This is a genomic window from Paenibacillus sp. FSL R7-0204 (genome assembly GCF_038002225.1).
Classification (GTDB): domain Bacteria; phylum Bacillota; class Bacilli; order Paenibacillales; family Paenibacillaceae; genus Paenibacillus_AQ.
This window is the reverse complement of record NZ_JBBOCA010000001.1, coordinates 3,634,189-3,653,406: the sequence shown is the minus strand read 5'-3', so window position 1 is coordinate 3,653,406 and position 19,218 is coordinate 3,634,189. Positions and strand designations below refer to the sequence as shown.

Below are 19,218 nucleotides of genomic sequence, written 5' to 3'. Positions count from 1 at the left end.
TATAAAGAAGGTGAAGCTCATCAGTATTCAAAAAGCGGCCGACCGGGCAAACCTGGATCAGCGGCTGCCGCAGATGCCCTGGTTTGTCCAGCAGTTCATCGACTATAAACGGCCGGATCTGTCCCCCTCCACACTGCTGGAGTATATCCGGGACTATGAATCCTTTTTCGGCTGGCTGCGGGGTGAAGGTCTCTCGGTAGCGGCCAGCAATGCTGACATCACTCTGCTTGAGCTGGAGACCCTGCATATGGATAGCATTGTCGGCTACCGTCTGCACTTGACCACCCGGGCTGAGAATGCCAATTCGCGGGTGACCGTATCCCGTAAGCTGTCTGCACTGCGTTCGCTGTTCCATTATCTGAGCCAGATAGCCGAGGATGAGAACTTCTACCCGCTGCTGAAGCGTAACATTATGGCCAAGGTGGAGATCAAGCGCATTCACAAACCGAAGGATACCGCCGCCAAGCTCAAAGGTAAAATTCTGGAGGACGAGGAGCTGCTGGAGTTCGTAGGCTACATCTATGAAGGATACGGCACAGCTGTGGAAGCCAATAAGCAGGCTTATTATTCTTGGCAGCTTAACCGGGAACGGGATGCCTGTATTGCCAGTCTGATCCTGAATTCGGGCCTGCGCGTCTCCGAGGTGGTCAACCTGAACGTGGATGATCTGGATGTCAACAATAAGCTGCTCTATGTCTTCCGCAAGGGTCACAACGACGAGACCTTCAAAACCCCGGTCTATTTCCGGGAACAGTCGAAGGATGATCTCAGCTTGTATCTAAGCCTCCGCCAGAGCAGGTACAAGACGCCGAAACGGGAAAAAGCGCTCTTCATTGCCCTGCCCAACGGCAGCAAAGAAGGCAAACGGATGACCAAACGGGCGATCCAGGAGATGATCATCAAATACGCCAAACGGTTCGGCAAGCCTTATCTGACGGTGCATAAGCTGCGGCACTCTTTTGCCACCGATTATTACCTGCAGAATGACATCTACCGGACGAAGGAACAACTGGGCCATGCTTCTACGGAGACTACCGAGATCTATGCCCACCTCACGGATAAAACGATGTCTGAGGCGATTGAACGCCGTATGGACAATGAACCGCCGCAGTAAACTGCATGACCGCTATGTTAATCTCATTTATTTTTTGGAGGAATACGTTTGTTAGACAATCATTCATTTCCTGCATCCCATACTACGAATCCCGGACTGCCGGAGCTGCAATCGGATTGCCTGAACTGCTTCGGGCTATGCTGCACAGCGCTTCATTTCTCTGCATCCTCAGACTTCGCCATAGACAAGCCTGCCGGACAGCCCTGTCCCAATCTGCGGGAAGACTTCCTCTGCGGCATTCATACGGAGCTGCGAGAACGCGGCTTCCGGGGCTGTACAGTATACGACTGCTTCGGGGCCGGGCAGAAAATCTCCAAGCTGACCTATGGCGGACGCGACTGGCGTCAGGCTCCAGAGACTGCGGGACAGATGTTCGAGGTTCTTCCCGTAATGCGCCAGCTGCATGAGCTGCTATGGTATCTGCACGAGGCACTCACGCTGCGCGGGGCCGAGAACCTGCATAATTCACTTATCAAAATGCTGGAGCAGACGCAGGCTCTCACCCTGCTCAGCCCGGACAAGCTGCTTCAGCTCGAAGTGCCCCTGCACCGCGCTGAAGTCAACGAGCTGCTGCTGCGTGCCAGCGAGCTGGCGCGCACCGCTGCCCGCAAGCAGCTCTCCCCGGCTCCGAAGCGCCAGAAGAACTATGGCCGCGGAGCTGATCTGATTGGGGCCAAGCTGCGCGGGGCCGACCTCCGCTGCCTCAGCTTACGCGGCGCGTATCTGATCGCTGCGGATCTCAGCGGCGCTGACCTGCGGTTCGCCGATCTGATTGGCGCAGACTTCCGCGACACGAATCTGCGCGGAGCCGATCTGCGGAGCAGCCTCTTCCTGACTCAGGCGCAGCTGCAAGCCGCCCAAGGCAGCCCGTCCACCAAGCTGCCGGAATCCTTAAGGCATCCGGAGCACTGGGCTTGAGGAGAATAAACCGGATGATGTTCTATCCGGTTTATTTGTATTTTTCAAAGGGTTGGTTCAGACATTTCCCCTTGCCTTATGGCTGCCGTTGTTTTATATTGACATGACAGCAGGTCTAAAATAAACGAGGTGAACGGATAAGATGACTCCCCGCACGAAGGAACAGAACGAAGATATCCGGCTGCGGCGGCTGGTGCAGATCCGCAAAGCAGCAGCGGACGTATTTTTGAATAAAGGGCCTTTATTAGAAATCCGGGATGTGGCTGCGGAGGCCGGTCTCGGTTATGGTACGGTCTATCATTATTACAGCAATAAGGGTGATTTGCTTCACGACCTGTTGTGGGATGCGCTCGACCGGGCCGGGGAATGGCTGAAGTCCCCGCCTGGGGCAGAGCCCGGCACACCGCTAAAGATCCCACTGGAGGGTCCTGCCGCCGGGGTGCGGCTATTGAAGCTATGGGCGGAGGATCACGCTATCTATCTGCTGTGTAAGCAGGCTGGTGAGGGATTCCCTATCCTGCCTGAAGCACGCTCTTCCCCGCTCATTGCCGAGTTCCGCCGTGAGGTGCTGACCCCGCTGTCCACGATGCTTGGCACCAGACTTACGGAGGACTCAGTGTCTCTTGACGGAGCAGTTGCCGATGCGCAGCATGAATTGCAGCACACAGAGATGCTGTTAGCCGCTCTGGTCGGCTGTGCCGCATTGTCCCTCCGCAGAGGGCAGCTCTATGAAGATGCAACGGAGATTGTCGGAGTTCTTAAACTATAAAAGATTGTAACTATTGAAAGATGAAGGAGCGGATACACACAACATGATTATTCTTAAATCCCCCAGAGAAATTGAAGAGATGAAGCAAGCCAGCCAAATTGTTGCCGATTGCTACCGCGAGTTGTCCAAACACATTGTACCTGGAATCACTACGCTTGAAATTAATGATTTTGTGGCCAAACATATCACCAAGCTCGGCGGCAAGCAGTTCACCAAAGGCTACAACGGATTCCCTGCTGAGACCTGCATATCTATTAATGATGTGGTTGCTCACGGGATTCCATCCAGCAAACGGGTCGTGAAGGAAGGTGACTTGCTGAAGCTAGACATTGTGGCGCAATACGGAGGTTGGTTCGGAGATTCGTGCATGAGCTACGCTGTCGGTGAGATCGGGCCGGAGGCGCAGAGATTAATGCAGGTTACGAAGGAATGCCTCGATCTGGGGATCGCCCGGGCTGTTCCGGGAGGACGGCTGGGTGACATCACATCGGCCATCCAGCAGCATGCCGAAGCACACGGTTATTCGGTCGTGCGCGATCTGCTGGCGCACGGCATCGGACGAAGCCTCCATGAGGAGCCGAGCTATGTGCATATCGGCACGGCAGGCAAAGGCATCCGGCTCAAAGAAGGCATGGTGTTTACGATAGAGCCGATGATTAATGAAGGCACGTACCAGATCACCATCGACGATGATGAATGGACCGCGAGAACGGCTGACGGCAAGCTATCCGCGCAGTATGAACATACCATTGCAATTACTGCAGATGGACCGTTGATTTTAACGGCCCAGTAATCATTGTAGTAGAACCCTCCCGTTTCTGTCTAAGGACTGTCCCCTATTAGAAAACTGGAGGGTTTTGTTTGTTACCCTTGTAGCCGGGTTTTGCGGTTACGGCGTTGGATGCTGTCGCGCGATTGGGTGGACTTGCTTGTTGTTCTATTATGAATTTTTCATATGTTGAAGTTTTAACTACTTTTGAGTTCAAAGCAGCAGTTATTCGGATGCTGTAGACGCTGGAACGATAGCAACTGTATTTTGTACATTAGAATACGGTAAAAAAGGCTTCGAAACAGAATCTATTGTATTCGGTACAATTGAATGTTGAAAAAAGACCATTTTTCATCCAAAACACAACATTCTATTGTATGAAATACAATAGAATCTCATTTCACGGTCAACTATGCGTTTTCTATTGCAGGAAATACAATCAGCTACCATTATCCAGATAAATGACCGGATTTTGCGGTTCTGTTATGAATTTTTCATATGATGAAACTTAATAATCAATATTTAGGTAGTTAGTCATTTGATTTGTCGGTTTGCTTGCCGGTCGCCAATAGAACTGCGAACGTCGTCCAGTCAGTCATTCATCCATACATCCATACATCCATACATCCATACATCCGTCCATTCGTCCATCCGTCCATCCGTCCATCCGTCCATTCGTCCATTCGTCCATTCGTCCATTCGTCCATACATTCTTCCATTCATGCGTCCGTCCATTGTCGCATCTCACTTCTAACTGAACTCACCTCTTAAATTCGGATGCTCCCCAGTTCATTTAGTCAAAACTCACCCGGCAGCTTCAGCACGGTTACTTTGTCCCCGGCGCATAATTGTCCGCTGTCCGGCGGGATGACGATCAGGCAATCGCTGTCTTTGATCGTAACTGTGACGGATGACTCGTCCACGGCGGCTGGATAAGCATAGAGCACTGCTTCGCGGATCTCCAGACGGGCGCGGACATAGCGGGTGAAGCTGTTGGCCCGCTTATAATCTTCACCCAGCACCGCCGTCCACTCGGGCAGATAAGGCTGGGCTGCACCCTGCATCAGCCCGATGACCGGACGGGCAAACAGTTGGAATCCTACGAAGCAGGCGCCCGGATTGCCGGATAAGGCGAGCAGGATGCTCCCGCCGCGAACGGCTGCCGTAGTGACGCTGCCGGGGCGCATGGCTATTTTATTGAACAACATCTCTCCACTCTGCTCACGGACCAAATCACCCATAATATCATAATCCCCAACAGATACGCCGCCTGTAGTAATCACCAGATCGTAGCTCTCCAGTGCCATCTGCACCTTACTGCGGGCCAGCTCCAGATCATCGATGATCGCTCCCAGCATCACGGGCTCACCGCCCGCTTCCCGGATAAGCGCCTCAAGCATGGGGGAGTTGCTGTTACGGATTTTGCCCGGGACTAGCGGCTCGTCCACCTCCAGCAGTTCAGTTCCGGTAGCGAAGACAGCTACCTTCGGTCTGCGGCGGACCGGAACCTCCGGCACCCCGAGCGCTGCCAGAACAGCAATTTCGCCGGCGCCGATTAGAGTCCCTTCAGGAAGCACTGGATCACCTGTTCTAAGCTCTAACCCGCAAGGGGTAATATGGTGGCCCCGCTCTTGCGGCTTGCGGATACCGACATAAGTGACCCCGCCTTCCATCCGGCTCTCCGTAGCTTCCATCATAATTACGGTGTCTGCGCCGCCTGGAATCTGAGCGCCCGTCATAATGCGCGCAGCAGTGCCAGCCGTAATCTCTCTGGAGGCTACTGCGCCGCAGGGAATGACATCGACGACTTCAAGCCACACCGTATCAGGATCTCCTGCCGCTAAAGTATCTGCCGCAATCACGGCGAAGCCGTCCATGCTGGAGCGGTCAAATGCCGGAAAAGGATGCGGTGCATGGGCAGACTCAGCCAGATAACGCCCGCTGCTGAGATGCAGGGGTACTGCCTCCTGCGCAAGCAGCGCAGCATAAGGCTTCAGCCTGCCTTGCGCCTCTGCAACTTGGAGCGCTGTGCGCTGAAATTTATCACTGCTGTATTCCTTGTTATAATCCCTGCTATATTCCTTGTTATGATTCTCTCGGTTAGTCACTCTTGAATTCACTCCTTCAGCTTCATCCGGTAGATTGCTGCTCATTAAGCCAATTACGCCCTATTCTAACATGAAGACATGGCAAAAGGGATGCATAGGCCTGTAACAAGCGTATGCATCCCTTATTCAATCCCGATTCTATTCAGCTGTCTGCTGTCAGCAGTTCAGCCCTGCTCCGGTTCAAGCTTATGACGCGCGGATCACTCTTACATCAGCCGAAAGGACACTTTCACCCTCATAGAGCATGAACCGTCCATTCTGCCATTCCACGCGCAGCAGCCGCGAATCATCCGACTGGTATTGCCAGACATGCTGCTCCCCGCCGTTCATATAAGGTGTCTGCCCGGTAACGGCGGCATATCCTTCATATTCTTCCTCCAGATAAAAGGTCCGGTCATCCAGCTCCAGGGTAGCCGGGACCTCGGAAGGACTGTCCAGACGCCCGTCTATCGGGTAATACAATCTGTATTGCAGCTCTTCCCGCTCTTCTATATACAGATATGCGATCCGGCTCCCGTCGCGCAGCGTCAGTACAACTGCATTCCGGCCGCTCGTCTTCGTCCGGCCCGTCACTTCATAAGTGACCAGGGAGACCTCACAGATATCTCCGGGAGACAGGGTCAGCATGCTTGCGGGCGCTTTAGGCGCCTCCGGCTTCGAGAACAGATTGCCGATTCTTTTCCAAAGACCCAAAGCCATCATCCTCCTACAGATTGGTACACTAATCCTTCTTCTTATCCGCGAATAAAGGCCGCTATAATCAATGCTCCCGTCACATGCAGCGAGCCAGCCATCAGGCCGTAGCCGACCTTGCCAAGCTGGGTGCCATGATCCAGTTCAAGGTTCCCCCACCGGCTCAGCAGCTGCTCTACCGACTTCTCCAGCACGAATAACAGGACAAAAGATACTACAGAGACTATAAGAGCGGTCCCGAGCCGATTCGCCGCAGCAATGGATGCCGATAAAATATAGCCTTGTGACAGCAGCTTCAACACCAGCCGGGTAGTCACGGCCATATTCCCCGCCTTCAGCTCTTCCATATCATTATAACGGGTAAACAGCGAATCCACGAGCATCAGCACACACAGCAGTACTGCGCCGCTGACCGTCCATACTACCATGGACACCAGGGTATCGAAATCCATTACTCCAGCCCCCGCTTGTTCATATTTCCTAACAGGTAAGACAAACATAAAGCGAAGGAGAAACCGCTGGTTCTGTCTCCCCTTCGCCTGTGGACAATTGCCTAAAGTCCGGCTTATGCCAATATGTTATTGTTTCTCGTATTGTTTCATCAGCGCAGCCAGCTCATCTTCAACCGCCTGGTCTTTACCCAGCTTCTCGAACTCATCATCCAGCGATTTGTTGCCCGAGCTCATCTCGTTGCTGGCTTCTGCCTGTGCTTCGGCCTGCAGCATCTTGTCTTCCATCCGTTTGAGTCCGGCAGAAGCAGAGTCGGAGCTGAAGCCGCTCATCGCTTTGTTAATTTCGGTCTGTGCCTTCGCAGCGTTGTAACGGGCAACGAGTGTCTCCCGCTTGTTCTTCATCTGGGTGAGCTGTTTGCGCATTTCGTCAAGCTTGCCGCGCAGATTGTCGGCGGAAGCCTTGTTCTGGTCGAAGCTGGTCTTGTATTCTACAAGCTTGGCTTCTGCCGATTTCTTCTCTTCAAGGGCACGGCGGGCCAGATCGGCGTTACCGGCTTGTGCGGCTGCATGAGCTTGCTGATTACGCTTGTTCACGAGCGCTTCCTGCTCTTCGTACAGCTGTTTGAATTTCTTCTCAATAGCGATCTGGGCAGCTACCGCTTTCTCGGCATCCTCCAGATCCTCCGTCATGTCACGAATGTACTGGTCGGTCATTTTAACCGGATCTTCCGCTTTATCGATAATCGCATTCACATTGGACATGGTCAGATCACGCAATCTTTTAAATATAGACATCGGTTCATTCCTCCAAAAGTAAAGTTAGTGGTTCAATGGTATCTTTTACGCAGGGAGATGGGGATCGTTTCAAAAATTTGTTCCGGCCTTCTGTACTAAATATTGCTCCACCTTATCATTCACAATATTTACGACCGCAAGGATGCCCTCTTTGCTCAGATCGTCATAGTGAATGCCCATCACAACCGTGACTGTACGGTTCAATGAGGCAGCAGCCTTCAGCGCAATGGCTTCACTGATCGTATGCTCCTTATGGTGGGGAACAGCAGAGGTCATCACCCGCGCGTGGTCTCCGTCCATGTACGCCGTGCTTGCCGCACCGATATGGCGCACTCCCCCGGTAATCAGCAGCAGCAGATCGCGGCCCACCTCGGTCTCGGACAACACAATATCATCAGGATGCACCGGATTCGTTGTCAAACAGAACACCCCTCCCTTTATATTAACCATAGGCTGTAGAGATCTCTCATTCTGCGGTAAAAAGATCATTGCAAACCGGCTTGCTGCCTATACAATACCACGGATCTCATCCAGTGAGGAAATATTCTCTTCCTTCATAAACTGCTGCAATTCTTCTACAAGCGTGCTGCCTGCCCGCAAATTCATGAAATTGTAGGTTCCAACCTGTATGACAGTCGCTCCCGCCATAATAAATTCAATTATATCCGTAGCCGAAGTGATGCCGCCCATGCCGATTACCGGAATGGTTACCCTGCGGGATACCTGATGCACCATACGCAGAGCCACCGGCTTAATCGCCGGTCCGGACAGTCCCGCATAGAGATTATTGAACACACTGCGGCGGCGGCGGACATCAATCTTCATCCCTGAGATCGTGTTGATCAAAGAGACGGCGTCCGCACCCTCTGCTTCGCACATCACTGCCATCTCTGCGATATCCTCGGCATTCGGCGACAGCTTCACGGCCAGCGGCAGGCTTGTAGCCGCCCGTACCGCACGAACCACTTCCTGGGCTGCGGGAGTCTTCACGCCAAAAGCAATCCCGCCCTCCTTCACGTTCGGGCAGGAGATATTCAGCTCAATCATATCCACGGCCGGCTTTCCGGCCAGAAGACGGGCATCCGCATCACGCTGGATCAGCTCCGCGCCCAGTACGTAATCCGCCAGCGTGTTGCCGCCCAAGTTCACGATACGTGCGGTATCCAGCGTCTCCCAATACGGCAGCTCCTTGGCCAGAAAGGCTTCTACTCCCGGATTCTCAAGCCCTACGCTGTTCAGCATACCGGAAGGGGTCTCATAGACGCGGATTCCGGGATTACCGGCTTTGGCATGAAGCGTAAGCCCCTTGCCGGAGATTCCGCCCAGCAGGGACACATCGTATAACCGGCCATACTCACGGCCGAAGCCAAAGGTGCCGGAAGCCATCACGATCGGGTTCTTGAAGGACACACCGGCAATCGTTGCAGTTGTATTAATCATGGAACAATACCTCCTCAGCCAGGAAGACAGGACCGTCTGCGCAAGCTTTGCGTTGCCCGTCCTTGCAGGAGACGCTGCAGACCAGACAAGCACCGATTCCGCAGGCCATCCGGTTCTCCAGGGACAGATAGACGTCAGGGCGCTTGCCCGCAGGTTCTGGAGCGATGCCCTTGAGCTGTGCAGCCTTCAGCATCGGGTGCGGACCGCAGACGAAGATATGGTCATACACCGAGAAATCCACGCTGTCCAGAATCAGTCCGCCTACATCGACGGTCAGTTCAGCAGCCAGAGGACGGAAGGCTTCTGTACGGAAAGGCTCGCGGCTGAAGCCGAGATAAATATCGCTTCCCGGAAGCTTCTGCGCACAATAATAGAGCGGAGCAATGCCGATCCCCCCGCCCACTAACGCTACCTTGCCTTCTACCTGCGGGAAGCCAGTACCGAACGGTCCCTCCAGCTCCAGCAGATCGCCCGGATTCAGTCCAGCAAGGATCTCTGTGCCCTCGCCTACAACATGATACAAGAATTCAACACCGTTATCATTCACCTGATGTATGCTAAGCGGTCTTGACAGCAGCGGATAGGCTCCCCATGCCCGCAGCATGTAGAACTGACCCATCTCCCCGCTGTTCCCCCCTTCTACTACCAGGTGGTACACTCCTTCAGCCAGCCGCTCATTACTAATCACCGTCGCCACGTTATCAAGCTCCTTCAAATTTAATCTTATTAACCATGCCTTAGAAGGAACTTAAAATCTGTGACATTATTCACAAATGATGCCCTCTATTTCTTGTTCCAGATTCCGCGCATATAAGGTGCGGGCAGATCGGACGGATCAATTCCGCCCAGCGCCTCAGCAGCATGAAGCGTCCAGTACGGGTCACTGAGCAGGCCTCTCCCTACAGCTACAAGCTCTGCCTTCGCCTCCGTTATCACCGCCTGCGCTTCCTCATAGGACTCCAGACGCCCTACGGCGATAACGGGGACCTGCAATCCGCTGCGTATGTATTCGGCAAGCCCCACCTGATAAGCTGACCCTGCATTAGGGCCGCCATTCGAGCCAATTGGCCCCTCCCCGCCTGAGGAAACATGGAACAGGTCTACGCCTGCATCCTTATAGCGGCGGCAGAATTCCAGTGCATAGGCTTCGTCATAACCGCCATCCACATATTCCTTGGCGGAGATCCGCATGATCAGCGGCATCTCAGCCGGCAGCACCTCACGCACCGCCTCTACCACCTGTTCCCCGAACAAGATCGGGTCTTGGCCATACTCATCATCCCGGACGTTGGAGAGCGGGGAATGGAACTGGTGGATGAGGTATCCATGGGCTCCATGCAGCTCAACCGTATCGAATCCCGCTTCAACCGCGCGCTGCGCCGCTTCCCGGAAGGTGATAATCAGCTCCGCAATCTCTTCACGGCTAAGCGCCCTGGGCATAGCATAGGTATCATCGAAAGGGATGGCCGAAGGCGCAACCGGCGGGGCAGCATCGACGGCCTTACGGCCGGCATGTCCGAGCTGGATGGCAATCTTAGCACCATGGGCATGAACGGCATCCGTCAGCCGCTTGAACGCCGGAATCTGCCCGTCCTCCCAGATCCCGGTGTCCCGGTTCGTAATCCGTCCATCAGGGTGAACTCCGCTCATCTCTACAATAATGAAACCTGTCCCGCCGACAGCCCGGCTGACATAATGCACATAGTGCCAGTCTGTGGGAATACCGTCCTGCTTCTCAACCGCATACTGGCACATGGGCGGCATGACCACGCGGTTCTTCAGGGTCAGAGCCTTCAGTTCATAAGGTGCAAACAAATCGGTCATTCTTGTCTCCATCCTTCCCGTATCTATGATCCATTTCAGTATACAACGATTTGCGGCATAATTTCATGACTGCTTGGAAATAACAACCCTTATATTCTAAAATAACCGGACCCGTGGTTGGAGGAGGCATCGTTCCGATGAAACTGGCAATATTACGCCGCATTGTGCTGTTTATATCCGTCATTGCCCTGGCCCTGTCTGCACCGGCTGCGGAGTTTGTGCCTGTCTCTGCAGCAGCGGCAGATAGTCCTGCGCCAGTGCCAGCAGAAGAGATCATGCCATCTTCCCGGCCACAAGCTTCTATTGAAGAGGAAACGGCGGTACCGGCGGGATCAGCGGCCTCCCAATCTTCAGTAAAACGCCATAAAAAGAGCAAGGGCCTCTCCCTCAGCCAGTTATTGCGCAAATACCCGGAGACCCTCAAGACCCAGGGTCCCCGCCGCAAAATGATCGCTCTTACCTTCGATGATGTGCCTGATCCGCGCTTCACCCCGCAGCTCCTGGATGTGCTGCGCAAATATAAAGTCAAAGCTACCTTCTTCGTGGTCGGCAGCCGTGCGGAGAAGCATCCGGCCCTGGTAGCCCGGATGATCCGCGAAGGCCATGCTATCGGCAATCACTCCTATAATCACCCTCAGTTCAGCAAGCTGAGTATGAATGCCTTCCGCATCCAGATTATCCGGACGGAGAATATTCTGCAGCTGATGGCCGGATACAAGCCGAAGCTGATCCGCCCGCCGTATGGCGACATCAACGAGCCGCAGCTTAAATGGGCGAAAGCGCATGGCTATAAGCTGGTGAACTGGAACGTCGACTCCCTCGACTGGAGAGGACTGTCCAAAAATCAGGTCAAACATAACATCCTCTCCCGGGCCGGCAGAGGGGCTATTATCCTTCAGCACGGCGGCGGCGGCAGGGGCAGTAATCTTCAGGGAACCTTGCAGGCACTGCCCGAGATCATCGGCAGTCTGCGCCAGCGCGGATACAGCTTCGTGACCGTTCCCCAGATGCTCCAGGTCAGCAAGAGCAAATAACCGCTTGATAATTAGAGTCCTAATATAAAAAAAGGAAACAAAACCGGCGGAAGCTGCCTGGTTTTGTTTCCTTTTCATTAATACCTGTTATGCTTGCAGTGGTGCAAATTATCATTATCGGTTTATTCAATAATATATAAATGTACATACTGGTAACCGAAATCGGCTACAAAGCTCTGGCTGCCCGGAATAAAGATATCGATCCGGTTGCCCTTGATCGCACTCCCCATATCCGTCGCTGTCGCTACGAAGGCTTGCTTCGGAAGGCCCGGATGGGTATACCCGGTTACGAGCACCTTCGTTCCCAACGGAATCACGCTCGGGTCAACGGCGATGGTTCCGAGCTTCAGCGTATTGCCGAAATAATCGACTGCGCCCCACTTGCCATTCTCGCTGGCTGCTGAGGAATAGGCGGAAGCCTTGACCTGCAGCACTTTGGCATAATTGAATTCTTTGCCCCAGGCTTGAACAGTGTTGGTTGCCGGCTGCACACTCAAGGCTTGAACTTCTGCAGCATCCACAGCTTCTACTGAAGCTGCTGCAGTATTGGCTGCAGCCACAGTCTTGGCTTGAACATCACCCGGAATGGTGAATTTCAGCCCGGGATAGATATTTAGCGCTGAAATCTGCGGGTTCGCATTCATAAGCTCTTCTACGCTTATGCCATAATGATTGGATAGAGTATAATAGGTTGTAGTCTCTCCAGCGATATGTACGCTGTCGGCTTGAACGGGAGCTGCGTGAAGCAAGGTGCCGAGTCCCAGTACGGCCGCCAGGGCGGTGATGGCTCTGATCTTGAGTTTCATGAATAGCCTCCTTCAATGATGACGCGCGGTTTGTAAACTAACAGTAATGAATATATCACAACTTTGTAACCATTGGCTATGTTTTTATGGCAACTGGAAATAATTATCCCTAATAAAGCGCTGTCAACCGATATAAATATTACATATTCTTAATCATTATTAAGGGACCCGGCATAAATATGCCATGTTTCCTGAATATTCGCAAAAATTTTACACAGTTTTAACATTTCTCACTCAAGCAAATAGTAGAATGAAAGAACACGATATCTTAACTAGACATTGAAGCAACCTTGGAGGGTCCATGAACGTGAATACAGATGAGAAAAAAATCAACAATATCAGTCCTGCAACAGCCTATCTTAACCGTGACCTCAGCTGGATCGAGTTCAACCGCCGGGTGCTCGGCGAAGCACAGGACCCGGAGAACCCGTTGATTGAGCGGGCCAAATTCCTGGCCATTGTGTCCAGTAACCTGGATGAGTTCATCAGTGTCCGGGTAGCGGGCATCCAGGATCAGATCCGGGCGGGATATACCAAAAAAGATTTCACCGGCTACACTCCCTCCGGCCTTTATAAACGCCTCAGCAAACGGGTAACCAAGATTGTCGCCGACCAGTACCGCACCTTTAAGGATATTTCACGCAGCCTGCATAAAGAAGGCATTGTGTTCGTTGATTATGAAGACTTAACACCGGCACAGGAGCAGTCAATTGAGGAATACTACCGTGATATTATTTTCCCTGTGCTGACTCCGATGGCCGTCGACCAGAGCCGTCCGTTCCCGCTGGTTCACAGCCAGTTCATCTATCTGGCTGTCGTGCTGACACGCAAGAACAGCCAGGAGGAAGATCCTTACTTCGCCATTCTGCAAATTCCATCCAATCTGCCGCGCTGCATTCCCTTGCCGCACCGCGCGAACAGCAAAAAACGGCAATTTGTATTCATTGAAGATGTGATCCGCCATCATATTCAGACCTTGTTCAGCGGGTATGATCCGGTAGCCGTCAGCGAATTCCGCCTGACCCGCAACTCTGACCTGACGATAGATGAAGAAGGCGCGGAGGATCTGCTGGAGGAGATTGAGAAGGAGCTCCGCAAACGCCGCCGTGGTGTGCCTGCCCGTCTGGAGGTCCAGAAAGGTATCCATCCTTATGCACTGGAACAGCTTCAAGCTGAATTCGAGCTGGAGGACTTCGTCTTCGAAATCGAAGGTCCGCTTGATCTCGGCTTCCTGCGCAGCTTCACCGGCAGTCTGAAGGGCTTCAGCTATCTGCTCTATCCTCCTGTCGAGCCGATGTATCCGGCGGAATTCGATGAGAATGAAGATTTCTTCGAGGTGCTGAGCCAGCGCGATGTGCTAGTCTATCATCCGTACGAATCCTTCGACGCGATGACGGATTTCATTATCCAGGCCTCAGAGGATGAGCAGGTGATGGCGATCAAAATGACGCTGTACCGGGTCAGCGGCAATTCTCCGCTGATTACTGCCCTCGCCAACGCAGCCGAGTCCGGCAAGCAGGTTACGGTGGTCGTGGAGCTGAAGGCCCGCTTCGATGAGGAACGCAACATCGCCTGGGCGCGTAAGCTGGAGCAGTCCGGCTGCCACGTGGTCTACGGCCTCGTCGGCCTCAAGACCCATGCCAAGGTAACGCTGATCGTCCGCCAGGAGGGCTCGGAGCTGCGCCGCTATGTCCACGTGGGAACAGGCAACTACAATGACAGCACGGCCAAGGCCTATACCGACCTTAGCCTGTTCACCGCCAATCATGAGATTGGCCTGGATGCGTCAGAGCTGTTCAATCAGATGACAGGCTACTCCGCCAACTACAACTGGAACTCCTTCATCGTAGCACCGACCAATATGAGCCTGTCGCTGCAGAAGCTGATTCTGCGTGAGGCGGAGCATGCCGCCGCAGGCCGGCCTGCACGGATTATCGCCAAGATGAACTCCCTGTCGAACCAGGAGGTTATTGATTATCTGTACAGCGCGGCTCAGGCGGGAGTATCCATCGATCTGATCGTCCGGGGAGTCTGCTGCCTGCGTCCGGGAATTGAAGGCCTCAGTGAGCGCATTACGGTGCGCAGCATTGTGGACCGCTTCCTGGAGCATTCACGCATCTATTACTTCGAGAATGGCGGCGATCCCGAGGTCTACCTGTCCAGTGCCGACTGGATGACGCGTAACCTGACCCGGCGGATCGAGCTGATGTGTCCGGTGAAGGATAGCGGTATCCGCGATCAGATTGTCAAGATTCTGGAGCTGTCGCTGATGGACAATGTCAAATCCAGCTTCCTTCAGCCGAACGGATATTATGAACGGAACGACGACAAAAAGGCCCCGCTCCGGAGCCAGTTCGCCGCTATGGATGTTACCCGCTGGAAGGGAAGCCGAGCTTTACCTTCACCGACCAAGCATTCCTGAAAGCTTTGAGCGCGTTCTCAATGTCCTCCAGGCCGATAAGCACCTGTCCGCCCTGAAGCTCCAGATCCAGCGTATGATTATGCATACGGGACTTCAGCCCGCTGACAATGCCGATCTCGGTGCTGTCCAGCGCAATGCTTAACTGCACTAATGTACCCAGCTTATGAATCCATTCCTCGTCGGAAGGCAGCAAAATGTCCTTATGCATCAGGGACAGTTTCTGCTTCCGGCTTTTTGTGCTGTAGGAAGCGATGTACGCGCTCAGAATCAGCTGGCGGTGCGTCAGTCCCCGGATGGGTGAATTCATCAGCCAGTAGTGAGTGTGCCGCTTGGATTGATAATAGTTAATGTTGGAGCCTGTCCGGTGCAGCATAATCGCCACATAGACCAGCATCTCCTGCTCCTCCCGGTCCCCTTCCCGCTCAAAGGCCCCCAGCAGGCTCAGCGCCAGCTTGTTGATATGGTCGAGATGCCGCTTGGAGGTACGGATATCGAAGCGGATAATCGTATCCAGGCTGTACTCCAGCGCACTGTCACGCACCGGCTGCTCCGGCTCCAGCAGATCATGCAGCATGCCCTCACGCAGGCCTTCCCCGCTGATCAGCGCCTGGCTGGCACCAATGTAATGATAGACGGTATGGAAAATAATCAGCCCGGACACGATGATATCCGCCCGGCTTTTGGACAGCCCGTCCAGGTCCTTGCGCTTCTCAAACGGGGTAGCGGGCAGAACCTCCATGAACCGTTCGATCGTCTCGTTCTCCAAAACATAGCCATGGGAATTAGGCAGAGAATAATCGCGGTTCCGCTGATCGAGCTTCGCCAGTGAGCGAAGTGTTCCTCCCAGCCCGTATAACGGAAGTCCTGTGCCCGTCGATAGCCAGTCATGCTCCACCAGCCTGCCGGTTACGTATAATTGCAGCTTCCGGATCTGATCCGCGTTCCAGTTGCCGCCCTGGCTGAACATCTGATTCGTGTTAACCGCACCGAACGGGAACGAGATACTCTGCTGATAACGACGTCCGCGGAATAAGGTAACCTCGGTACTGCCCCCGCCGATATCAATCACGAAGCCATCCTGAACGTCAAAAGCATTGATAACCCCAAGGAAGCCGAAATACGCCTCCTGATATCCGCTGACCACCTCAATTGGAATCGACGAAGCCTCAGACAGGTAGCTGATGATCTCCGCAGAGTTCGCTGCATTACGGATGGCGGCGGTGGCGCCTGCGCGGATTTTCTCTACTTCAAAATCATCACAAATCTCCTTGAACTGCTGAAGAACAGGTATGATCGTATTCATATCCTTCTTCTCCAGCCGGCCTTCCTTCGTAATCTTCTCGCTCAATCGGGCAGAGTACTTACATTCCTTGATGATTTTGTAGCCGCCTGCCTGTGTCGTGTCATAAATTACAAGTCGTATGGAGTTGGAACCAATATCAATAATGCCGATCCGGCAAAGATCATCTCTCATCTGTATGTACTCCTTTTCATGTAGATTGATCATTTGTATACTATATCACCCATTGTGCACTCCGCCAAAATAAAATAACCCCATACGGTGGGGTTATTAGCCAGCCTACTATAATACCTTGCTGAGAAAATCGCGCGTGCGGGCATGCTTGGGATGACCGAACACCTCTGCCGGTGTCCCCTGCTCCACAATCACTCCGCCGTCCATGAACAGGATACGGTCCCCCACTTCACGGGCGAAGCCCATCTCGTGCGTTACAATCACCATGGTCATGCCGTTCACCGCCAGCTGCTTCATAACCTCCAGCACTTCACCGACCATCTCCGGGTCCAGTGCCGAGGTTGGCTCGTCGAACAGCATAACATGCGGCTGCATAGCCAGCGCCCGGGCAATCGCGATCCGCTGCTTCTGTCCGCCGGAGAGCTGGGCCGGATAAGCATCGCGCTTGTCTTCAAGGCCTACCGTACGCAGCAGCTCCATCGCGAACTTCTCCGCCTCAGCAGCTTGCTGCTTCTTCACCTTGAGCGGGGCGAGCATTATGTTCTGCAGCACGGACTTGTGCGGGAACAGGTTGAATTGCTGGAACACCATGCCCATTTTCTCGCGGGTCACGTTGATGTCATGCCGCTTCGCGGTAATGGATTGACCCTCGAAGCTAATCTCGCCGCCTGTGGGCTGCTCCAGCAGGTTCAGACAGCGCAGAAAGGTGCTTTTGCCCGATCCGCTGGGACCGATGACGACAACGACCTCGCCCTTGTGAATATTCAGATCAATGCCCTTCAGGATCTCCAGCTTCCCAAAGCTTTTCTGCAGGTTCTTAACCTCGATCATCCGTGTTCAGCCTCCGTTCCAATATACCCAGCAGCTTGGATAGTGTGAATGTCAGTACGAAATACATGATGGCAATAATAACATAGGGTGTTAGGCCCTCATACGTAATCGTTGTAATGGTCTTTGCCTGAAAGAACAGGTCTGCAACCCCGATCATAGACACGATTGAAGATTCTTTGATGATGGTAATAAATTCGTTGCCGATGGCTGGCAGCACGTTCTTAATCGCCTGCGGCAGCACAATGTAGCGCAGCGTCATCCCCTGCTTCATTCCGAGTGAACGCGCCGCTTCAACCTGACCGCGGTCTACACCCTGAATCCCCGCGCGGAAAATCTCCGCCAGATAAGCAGAACTGTTGATGGTTAATGTAATCGCACCGGACTGGATCGGCGTAAACTCAAGTCCAAGCTCCGTCAACCCATAGTGAATCAGAAACAGCTGCACCAGCATCGGCGTCCCGCGTAAAAATTCCACCCATGCGGTGGCGATAAAGCGCAGAATTCTCCATTTGGACATCCGCAGGAGCGACACCAGGATGCCGAGTACGAAACCGAAGAATACCCCCAGCACTGCAAGCAGTAGTGTATACTGCAGACCGGATAAGAATAAATTGCGGTACTCATAAGCCATATCGAATACATTCATTGCCCTCAAACCCTCCTCTTCTCAAAAAAATAGAAAACGGCGGATCACCGCCATTTTCTGCATGGTAAAGCATGATCCCGCAGCCAGTTGCGGGCCTATCTTGATCTCTGCTATCCGTATATGCGGCTTCGCGTATTATTTGCTCTCAGCAAGCTCGCTTGCTGCCGCTACGAATTCATCAATCTTGCCTTCGGAGTTCAGGCGTCCGAGTGTCTTATTCACTTGATCGAGCAGCTCGGTGTTGCCCTTCTTCACGCCGATGGCATAACCGTCATCTTCAACCTCCGGCTTGGCATCGGTGATCACGAGGCCCTTGACGTTCTTCACAAAGGACTTGGCAACAGGTCCTTCCATGATGGAAGCATCCACCCGGTTCGACTGCAGCTGCAGGACGATTTCGGAGATTTTGCTGAGGGAGGTCAGCTGTGCGCCTTCGATGCCCTTAGCGATCCCCTCCTGGATGGAACCGGTCTGAATTCCGATCTTGGCGCCCTTCAGTGCGTCCATGGTAGCGAATTTGTCCTTGTCGGCTTCACGCACTACGACAGCCTGCTCTGCCTTATAGTAGATGTCCGAAAGGCCTACAGCTTCAGCGCGTTCCGGTGTGGGGCTAAGTCCCGAGATGACCATATCGATCCGGCCGCTTGCCAGCTCATTCAGCAAAGAGTCGAACGGAAGATCCTTAATCTCCAGCTCCTGGCCCAGATCAGCGGCAATCTCCTTGGCAATCTCAATATCGAAACCAACAATCGTATCCGTACCTTCAACCATCTTGTGGAATTCATATGGAGGAAAGTCTGCGCTTGTACCCATTATCAGCTTCTTGGCCGGCGCCTCTGTGCTTGCAGCACCGCCATTTCCGCTTGCTGCGGTATTGTTCTTATCATTATTGGAGCCGCATCCGGCCAAGAGTCCTGCTGCCAGCAGCAGTCCCATAGAAAGTTTACCCCATTTGTTCATTTGCTCCGTCTCCCCTATTCTGTTTATGTTCTCTCTACTGTTCCGTCTCATTGACCGATTTATTATAAATCACTTCGCATGAATATGCAAAGACAATTTTGTGACAAAAACCTGCTACGGCGACAAAAAAATGCACATCCTATGAAGGTGGTATATAATACTA

General features: G+C 53.2%; 20 protein-coding genes. 6 read left to right on the top strand and 14 right to left on the bottom strand.

Annotation, left to right across the window (positions count from 1 at the left end; genetic code table 11):
* The first annotated feature begins 19 nt into the window (after positions 1-19).
* From xerS to map, 4 genes are all read left to right on the top strand, one after another.
* Positions 20-1,114, top strand: a complete 1,095-nt coding sequence (xerS, locus tag MKX42_RS16235; protein ID WP_340757701.1) for a tyrosine recombinase XerS — start codon at positions 20-22, stop codon at positions 1,112-1,114.
* Positions 1,115-1,162: 48 nt separating this feature from the next.
* Positions 1,163-2,032: a pentapeptide repeat-containing protein gene (locus MKX42_RS16230; protein WP_340753383.1), complete on the top strand. Its 870-nt coding sequence runs from the start codon at positions 1,163-1,165 to the stop codon at positions 2,030-2,032.
* Between the two features lie 142 nt (positions 2,033-2,174).
* A complete protein-coding gene (locus tag MKX42_RS16225) occupies positions 2,175-2,801 on the top strand; it encodes a TetR/AcrR family transcriptional regulator (protein ID WP_340753382.1) in 627 nt (208 codons plus the stop codon).
* Positions 2,802-2,844: 43 nt separating this feature from the next.
* A complete protein-coding gene (gene map / locus MKX42_RS16220; protein ID WP_340753381.1) occupies positions 2,845-3,594 on the top strand; it encodes a type I methionyl aminopeptidase in 750 nt (249 codons plus the stop codon).
* A gap of 567 nt (positions 3,595-4,161) precedes the next feature.
* Here map and MKX42_RS16215 read toward each other — a convergent pair.
* From MKX42_RS16215 to MKX42_RS16175, 9 genes are all read right to left on the bottom strand, one after another.
* Positions 4,162-4,305, bottom strand: a complete 144-nt coding sequence (locus MKX42_RS16215) for a hypothetical protein (protein WP_340753380.1) — start codon at positions 4,303-4,305, stop codon at positions 4,162-4,164.
* A 62-nt stretch (positions 4,306-4,367) separates the two neighbouring features.
* On the bottom strand, positions 4,368-5,678 hold the full coding sequence (locus MKX42_RS16210) for a molybdopterin molybdotransferase MoeA (protein WP_340753379.1): 1,311 nt from the start codon (positions 5,676-5,678) through the stop codon (positions 4,368-4,370).
* Positions 5,679-5,864: 186 nt separating this feature from the next.
* The gene (locus MKX42_RS16205) at positions 5,865-6,371 is read right to left on the bottom strand and encodes a DUF4178 domain-containing protein (RefSeq protein ID WP_340753378.1); all 507 of its coding nucleotides are present in this window, start codon (positions 6,369-6,371) and stop codon (positions 5,865-5,867) included.
* Between the two features lie 41 nt (positions 6,372-6,412).
* Positions 6,413-6,823 carry a DUF350 domain-containing protein gene (locus MKX42_RS16200; RefSeq protein ID WP_340753377.1) on the bottom strand — a complete coding sequence of 137 codons (411 nt, stop codon included), beginning with the start codon at positions 6,821-6,823 and terminating at the stop codon, positions 6,413-6,415.
* 126 nt (positions 6,824-6,949) lie between these two features.
* Positions 6,950-7,618: a PspA/IM30 family protein gene (locus MKX42_RS16195; protein ID WP_340753376.1), complete on the bottom strand. Its 669-nt coding sequence runs from the start codon at positions 7,616-7,618 to the stop codon at positions 6,950-6,952.
* Positions 7,619-7,687: 69 nt separating this feature from the next.
* A complete protein-coding gene (gene lpdD, locus MKX42_RS16190) occupies positions 7,688-8,038 on the bottom strand; it encodes a prenylated flavin chaperone LpdD (protein ID WP_340753375.1) in 351 nt (116 codons plus the stop codon).
* Between the two features lie 87 nt (positions 8,039-8,125).
* Positions 8,126-9,058, bottom strand: coding sequence for a dihydroorotate dehydrogenase (locus tag MKX42_RS16185; protein WP_340753374.1), 933 nt, complete (start codon positions 9,056-9,058; stop codon positions 8,126-8,128).
* Positions 9,051-9,755: a dihydroorotate dehydrogenase electron transfer subunit gene (locus MKX42_RS16180; RefSeq protein ID WP_340753373.1), complete on the bottom strand. Its 705-nt coding sequence runs from the start codon at positions 9,753-9,755 to the stop codon at positions 9,051-9,053. Before MKX42_RS16180 ends, MKX42_RS16185 begins: the two co-directional genes overlap by 8 nt.
* 86 nt (positions 9,756-9,841) lie before the next feature.
* Positions 9,842-10,882: an NADH:flavin oxidoreductase/NADH oxidase gene (locus tag MKX42_RS16175; RefSeq protein WP_340753372.1), complete on the bottom strand. Its 1,041-nt coding sequence runs from the start codon at positions 10,880-10,882 to the stop codon at positions 9,842-9,844.
* A gap of 137 nt (positions 10,883-11,019) precedes the next feature.
* Here MKX42_RS16175 and MKX42_RS16170 point away from each other — a divergent pair, with 137 nt between their 5' ends.
* Positions 11,020-11,916, top strand: a complete 897-nt coding sequence (locus MKX42_RS16170) for a polysaccharide deacetylase family protein (protein ID WP_340753371.1) — start codon at positions 11,020-11,022, stop codon at positions 11,914-11,916.
* 122 nt (positions 11,917-12,038) lie between these two features.
* On the opposite strand, the gene MKX42_RS16165 is transcribed toward MKX42_RS16170, so the two are convergent.
* Entirely contained in the window at positions 12,039-12,722 is a 684-nt protein-coding gene (locus tag MKX42_RS16165) for a 3D domain-containing protein (RefSeq protein ID WP_340753370.1), read from the bottom strand.
* A gap of 301 nt (positions 12,723-13,023) precedes the next feature.
* On the opposite strand from MKX42_RS16165, the gene ppk1 reads away from it, so the two are divergent.
* Positions 13,024-15,144, top strand: coding sequence for a polyphosphate kinase 1 (gene ppk1, locus MKX42_RS16160; RefSeq protein ID WP_340753369.1), 2,121 nt, complete (start codon positions 13,024-13,026; stop codon positions 15,142-15,144).
* Here the strand turns inward: ppk1 and MKX42_RS16155 are convergent.
* From MKX42_RS16155 to MKX42_RS16140, 4 genes are all read right to left on the bottom strand, one after another.
* Entirely contained in the window at positions 15,092-16,618 is a 1,527-nt protein-coding gene (locus MKX42_RS16155; RefSeq protein WP_340753368.1) for a Ppx/GppA phosphatase family protein, read from the bottom strand. The two genes, ppk1 and MKX42_RS16155, sit on opposite strands and share 53 nt — an antisense overlap.
* Before the next feature lie 108 nt (positions 16,619-16,726).
* Positions 16,727-17,449: an amino acid ABC transporter ATP-binding protein gene (locus tag MKX42_RS16150; protein WP_340753367.1), complete on the bottom strand. Its 723-nt coding sequence runs from the start codon at positions 17,447-17,449 to the stop codon at positions 16,727-16,729.
* Positions 17,436-18,095: an amino acid ABC transporter permease gene (locus MKX42_RS16145; RefSeq protein ID WP_339314715.1), complete on the bottom strand. Its 660-nt coding sequence runs from the start codon at positions 18,093-18,095 to the stop codon at positions 17,436-17,438. The genes MKX42_RS16150 and MKX42_RS16145 overlap by 14 nt, the downstream gene beginning before the upstream one ends.
* Positions 18,096-18,230: 135 nt before the next feature.
* Positions 18,231-19,055, bottom strand: coding sequence for a transporter substrate-binding domain-containing protein (locus tag MKX42_RS16140; protein ID WP_340753366.1), 825 nt, complete (start codon positions 19,053-19,055; stop codon positions 18,231-18,233).
* Positions 19,056-19,218 lie beyond the last annotated feature (163 nt).

What these genes read in the sequence shown, in the direction of transcription:
- map (WP_340753381.1), top strand. Translation starts at nt 2,845, where the DNA reads ATGATTATTCTTAAATCCCCCAGAGAAATTGAAGAGATGAAGCAAGCC.
- MKX42_RS16165 (WP_340753370.1), bottom strand. Translation starts at nt 12,722, where the DNA reads ATGAAACTCAAGATCAGAGCCATCACCGCCCTGGCGGCCGTACTGGGA.
- MKX42_RS16145 (WP_339314715.1), bottom strand. Translation starts at nt 18,095, where the DNA reads ATGAATGTATTCGATATGGCTTATGAGTACCGCAATTTATTCTTATCC.
- MKX42_RS16185 (WP_340753374.1), bottom strand. Translation starts at nt 9,058, where the DNA reads ATGATTAATACAACTGCAACGATTGCCGGTGTGTCCTTCAAGAACCCG.
- MKX42_RS16175 (WP_340753372.1), bottom strand. Translation starts at nt 10,882, where the DNA reads ATGACCGATTTGTTTGCACCTTATGAACTGAAGGCTCTGACCCTGAAG.
- MKX42_RS16200 (WP_340753377.1), bottom strand. Translation starts at nt 6,823, where the DNA reads ATGGATTTCGATACCCTGGTGTCCATGGTAGTATGGACGGTCAGCGGC.
- MKX42_RS16225 (WP_340753382.1), top strand. Translation starts at nt 2,175, where the DNA reads ATGACTCCCCGCACGAAGGAACAGAACGAAGATATCCGGCTGCGGCGG.
- MKX42_RS16170 (WP_340753371.1), top strand. Translation starts at nt 11,020, where the DNA reads ATGAAACTGGCAATATTACGCCGCATTGTGCTGTTTATATCCGTCATT.
- MKX42_RS16150 (WP_340753367.1), bottom strand. Translation starts at nt 17,449, where the DNA reads ATGATCGAGGTTAAGAACCTGCAGAAAAGCTTTGGGAAGCTGGAGATC.
- MKX42_RS16155 (WP_340753368.1), bottom strand. Translation starts at nt 16,618, where the DNA reads ATGAGAGATGATCTTTGCCGGATCGGCATTATTGATATTGGTTCCAAC.
- MKX42_RS16215 (WP_340753380.1), bottom strand. Translation starts at nt 4,305, where the DNA reads ATGGACGGACGCATGAATGGAAGAATGTATGGACGAATGGACGAATGG.
- MKX42_RS16195 (WP_340753376.1), bottom strand. Translation starts at nt 7,618, where the DNA reads ATGTCTATATTTAAAAGATTGCGTGATCTGACCATGTCCAATGTGAAT.
- MKX42_RS16140 (WP_340753366.1), bottom strand. Translation starts at nt 19,055, where the DNA reads ATGAACAAATGGGGTAAACTTTCTATGGGACTGCTGCTGGCAGCAGGA.
- ppk1 (WP_340753369.1), top strand. Translation starts at nt 13,024, where the DNA reads ATGAACGTGAATACAGATGAGAAAAAAATCAACAATATCAGTCCTGCA.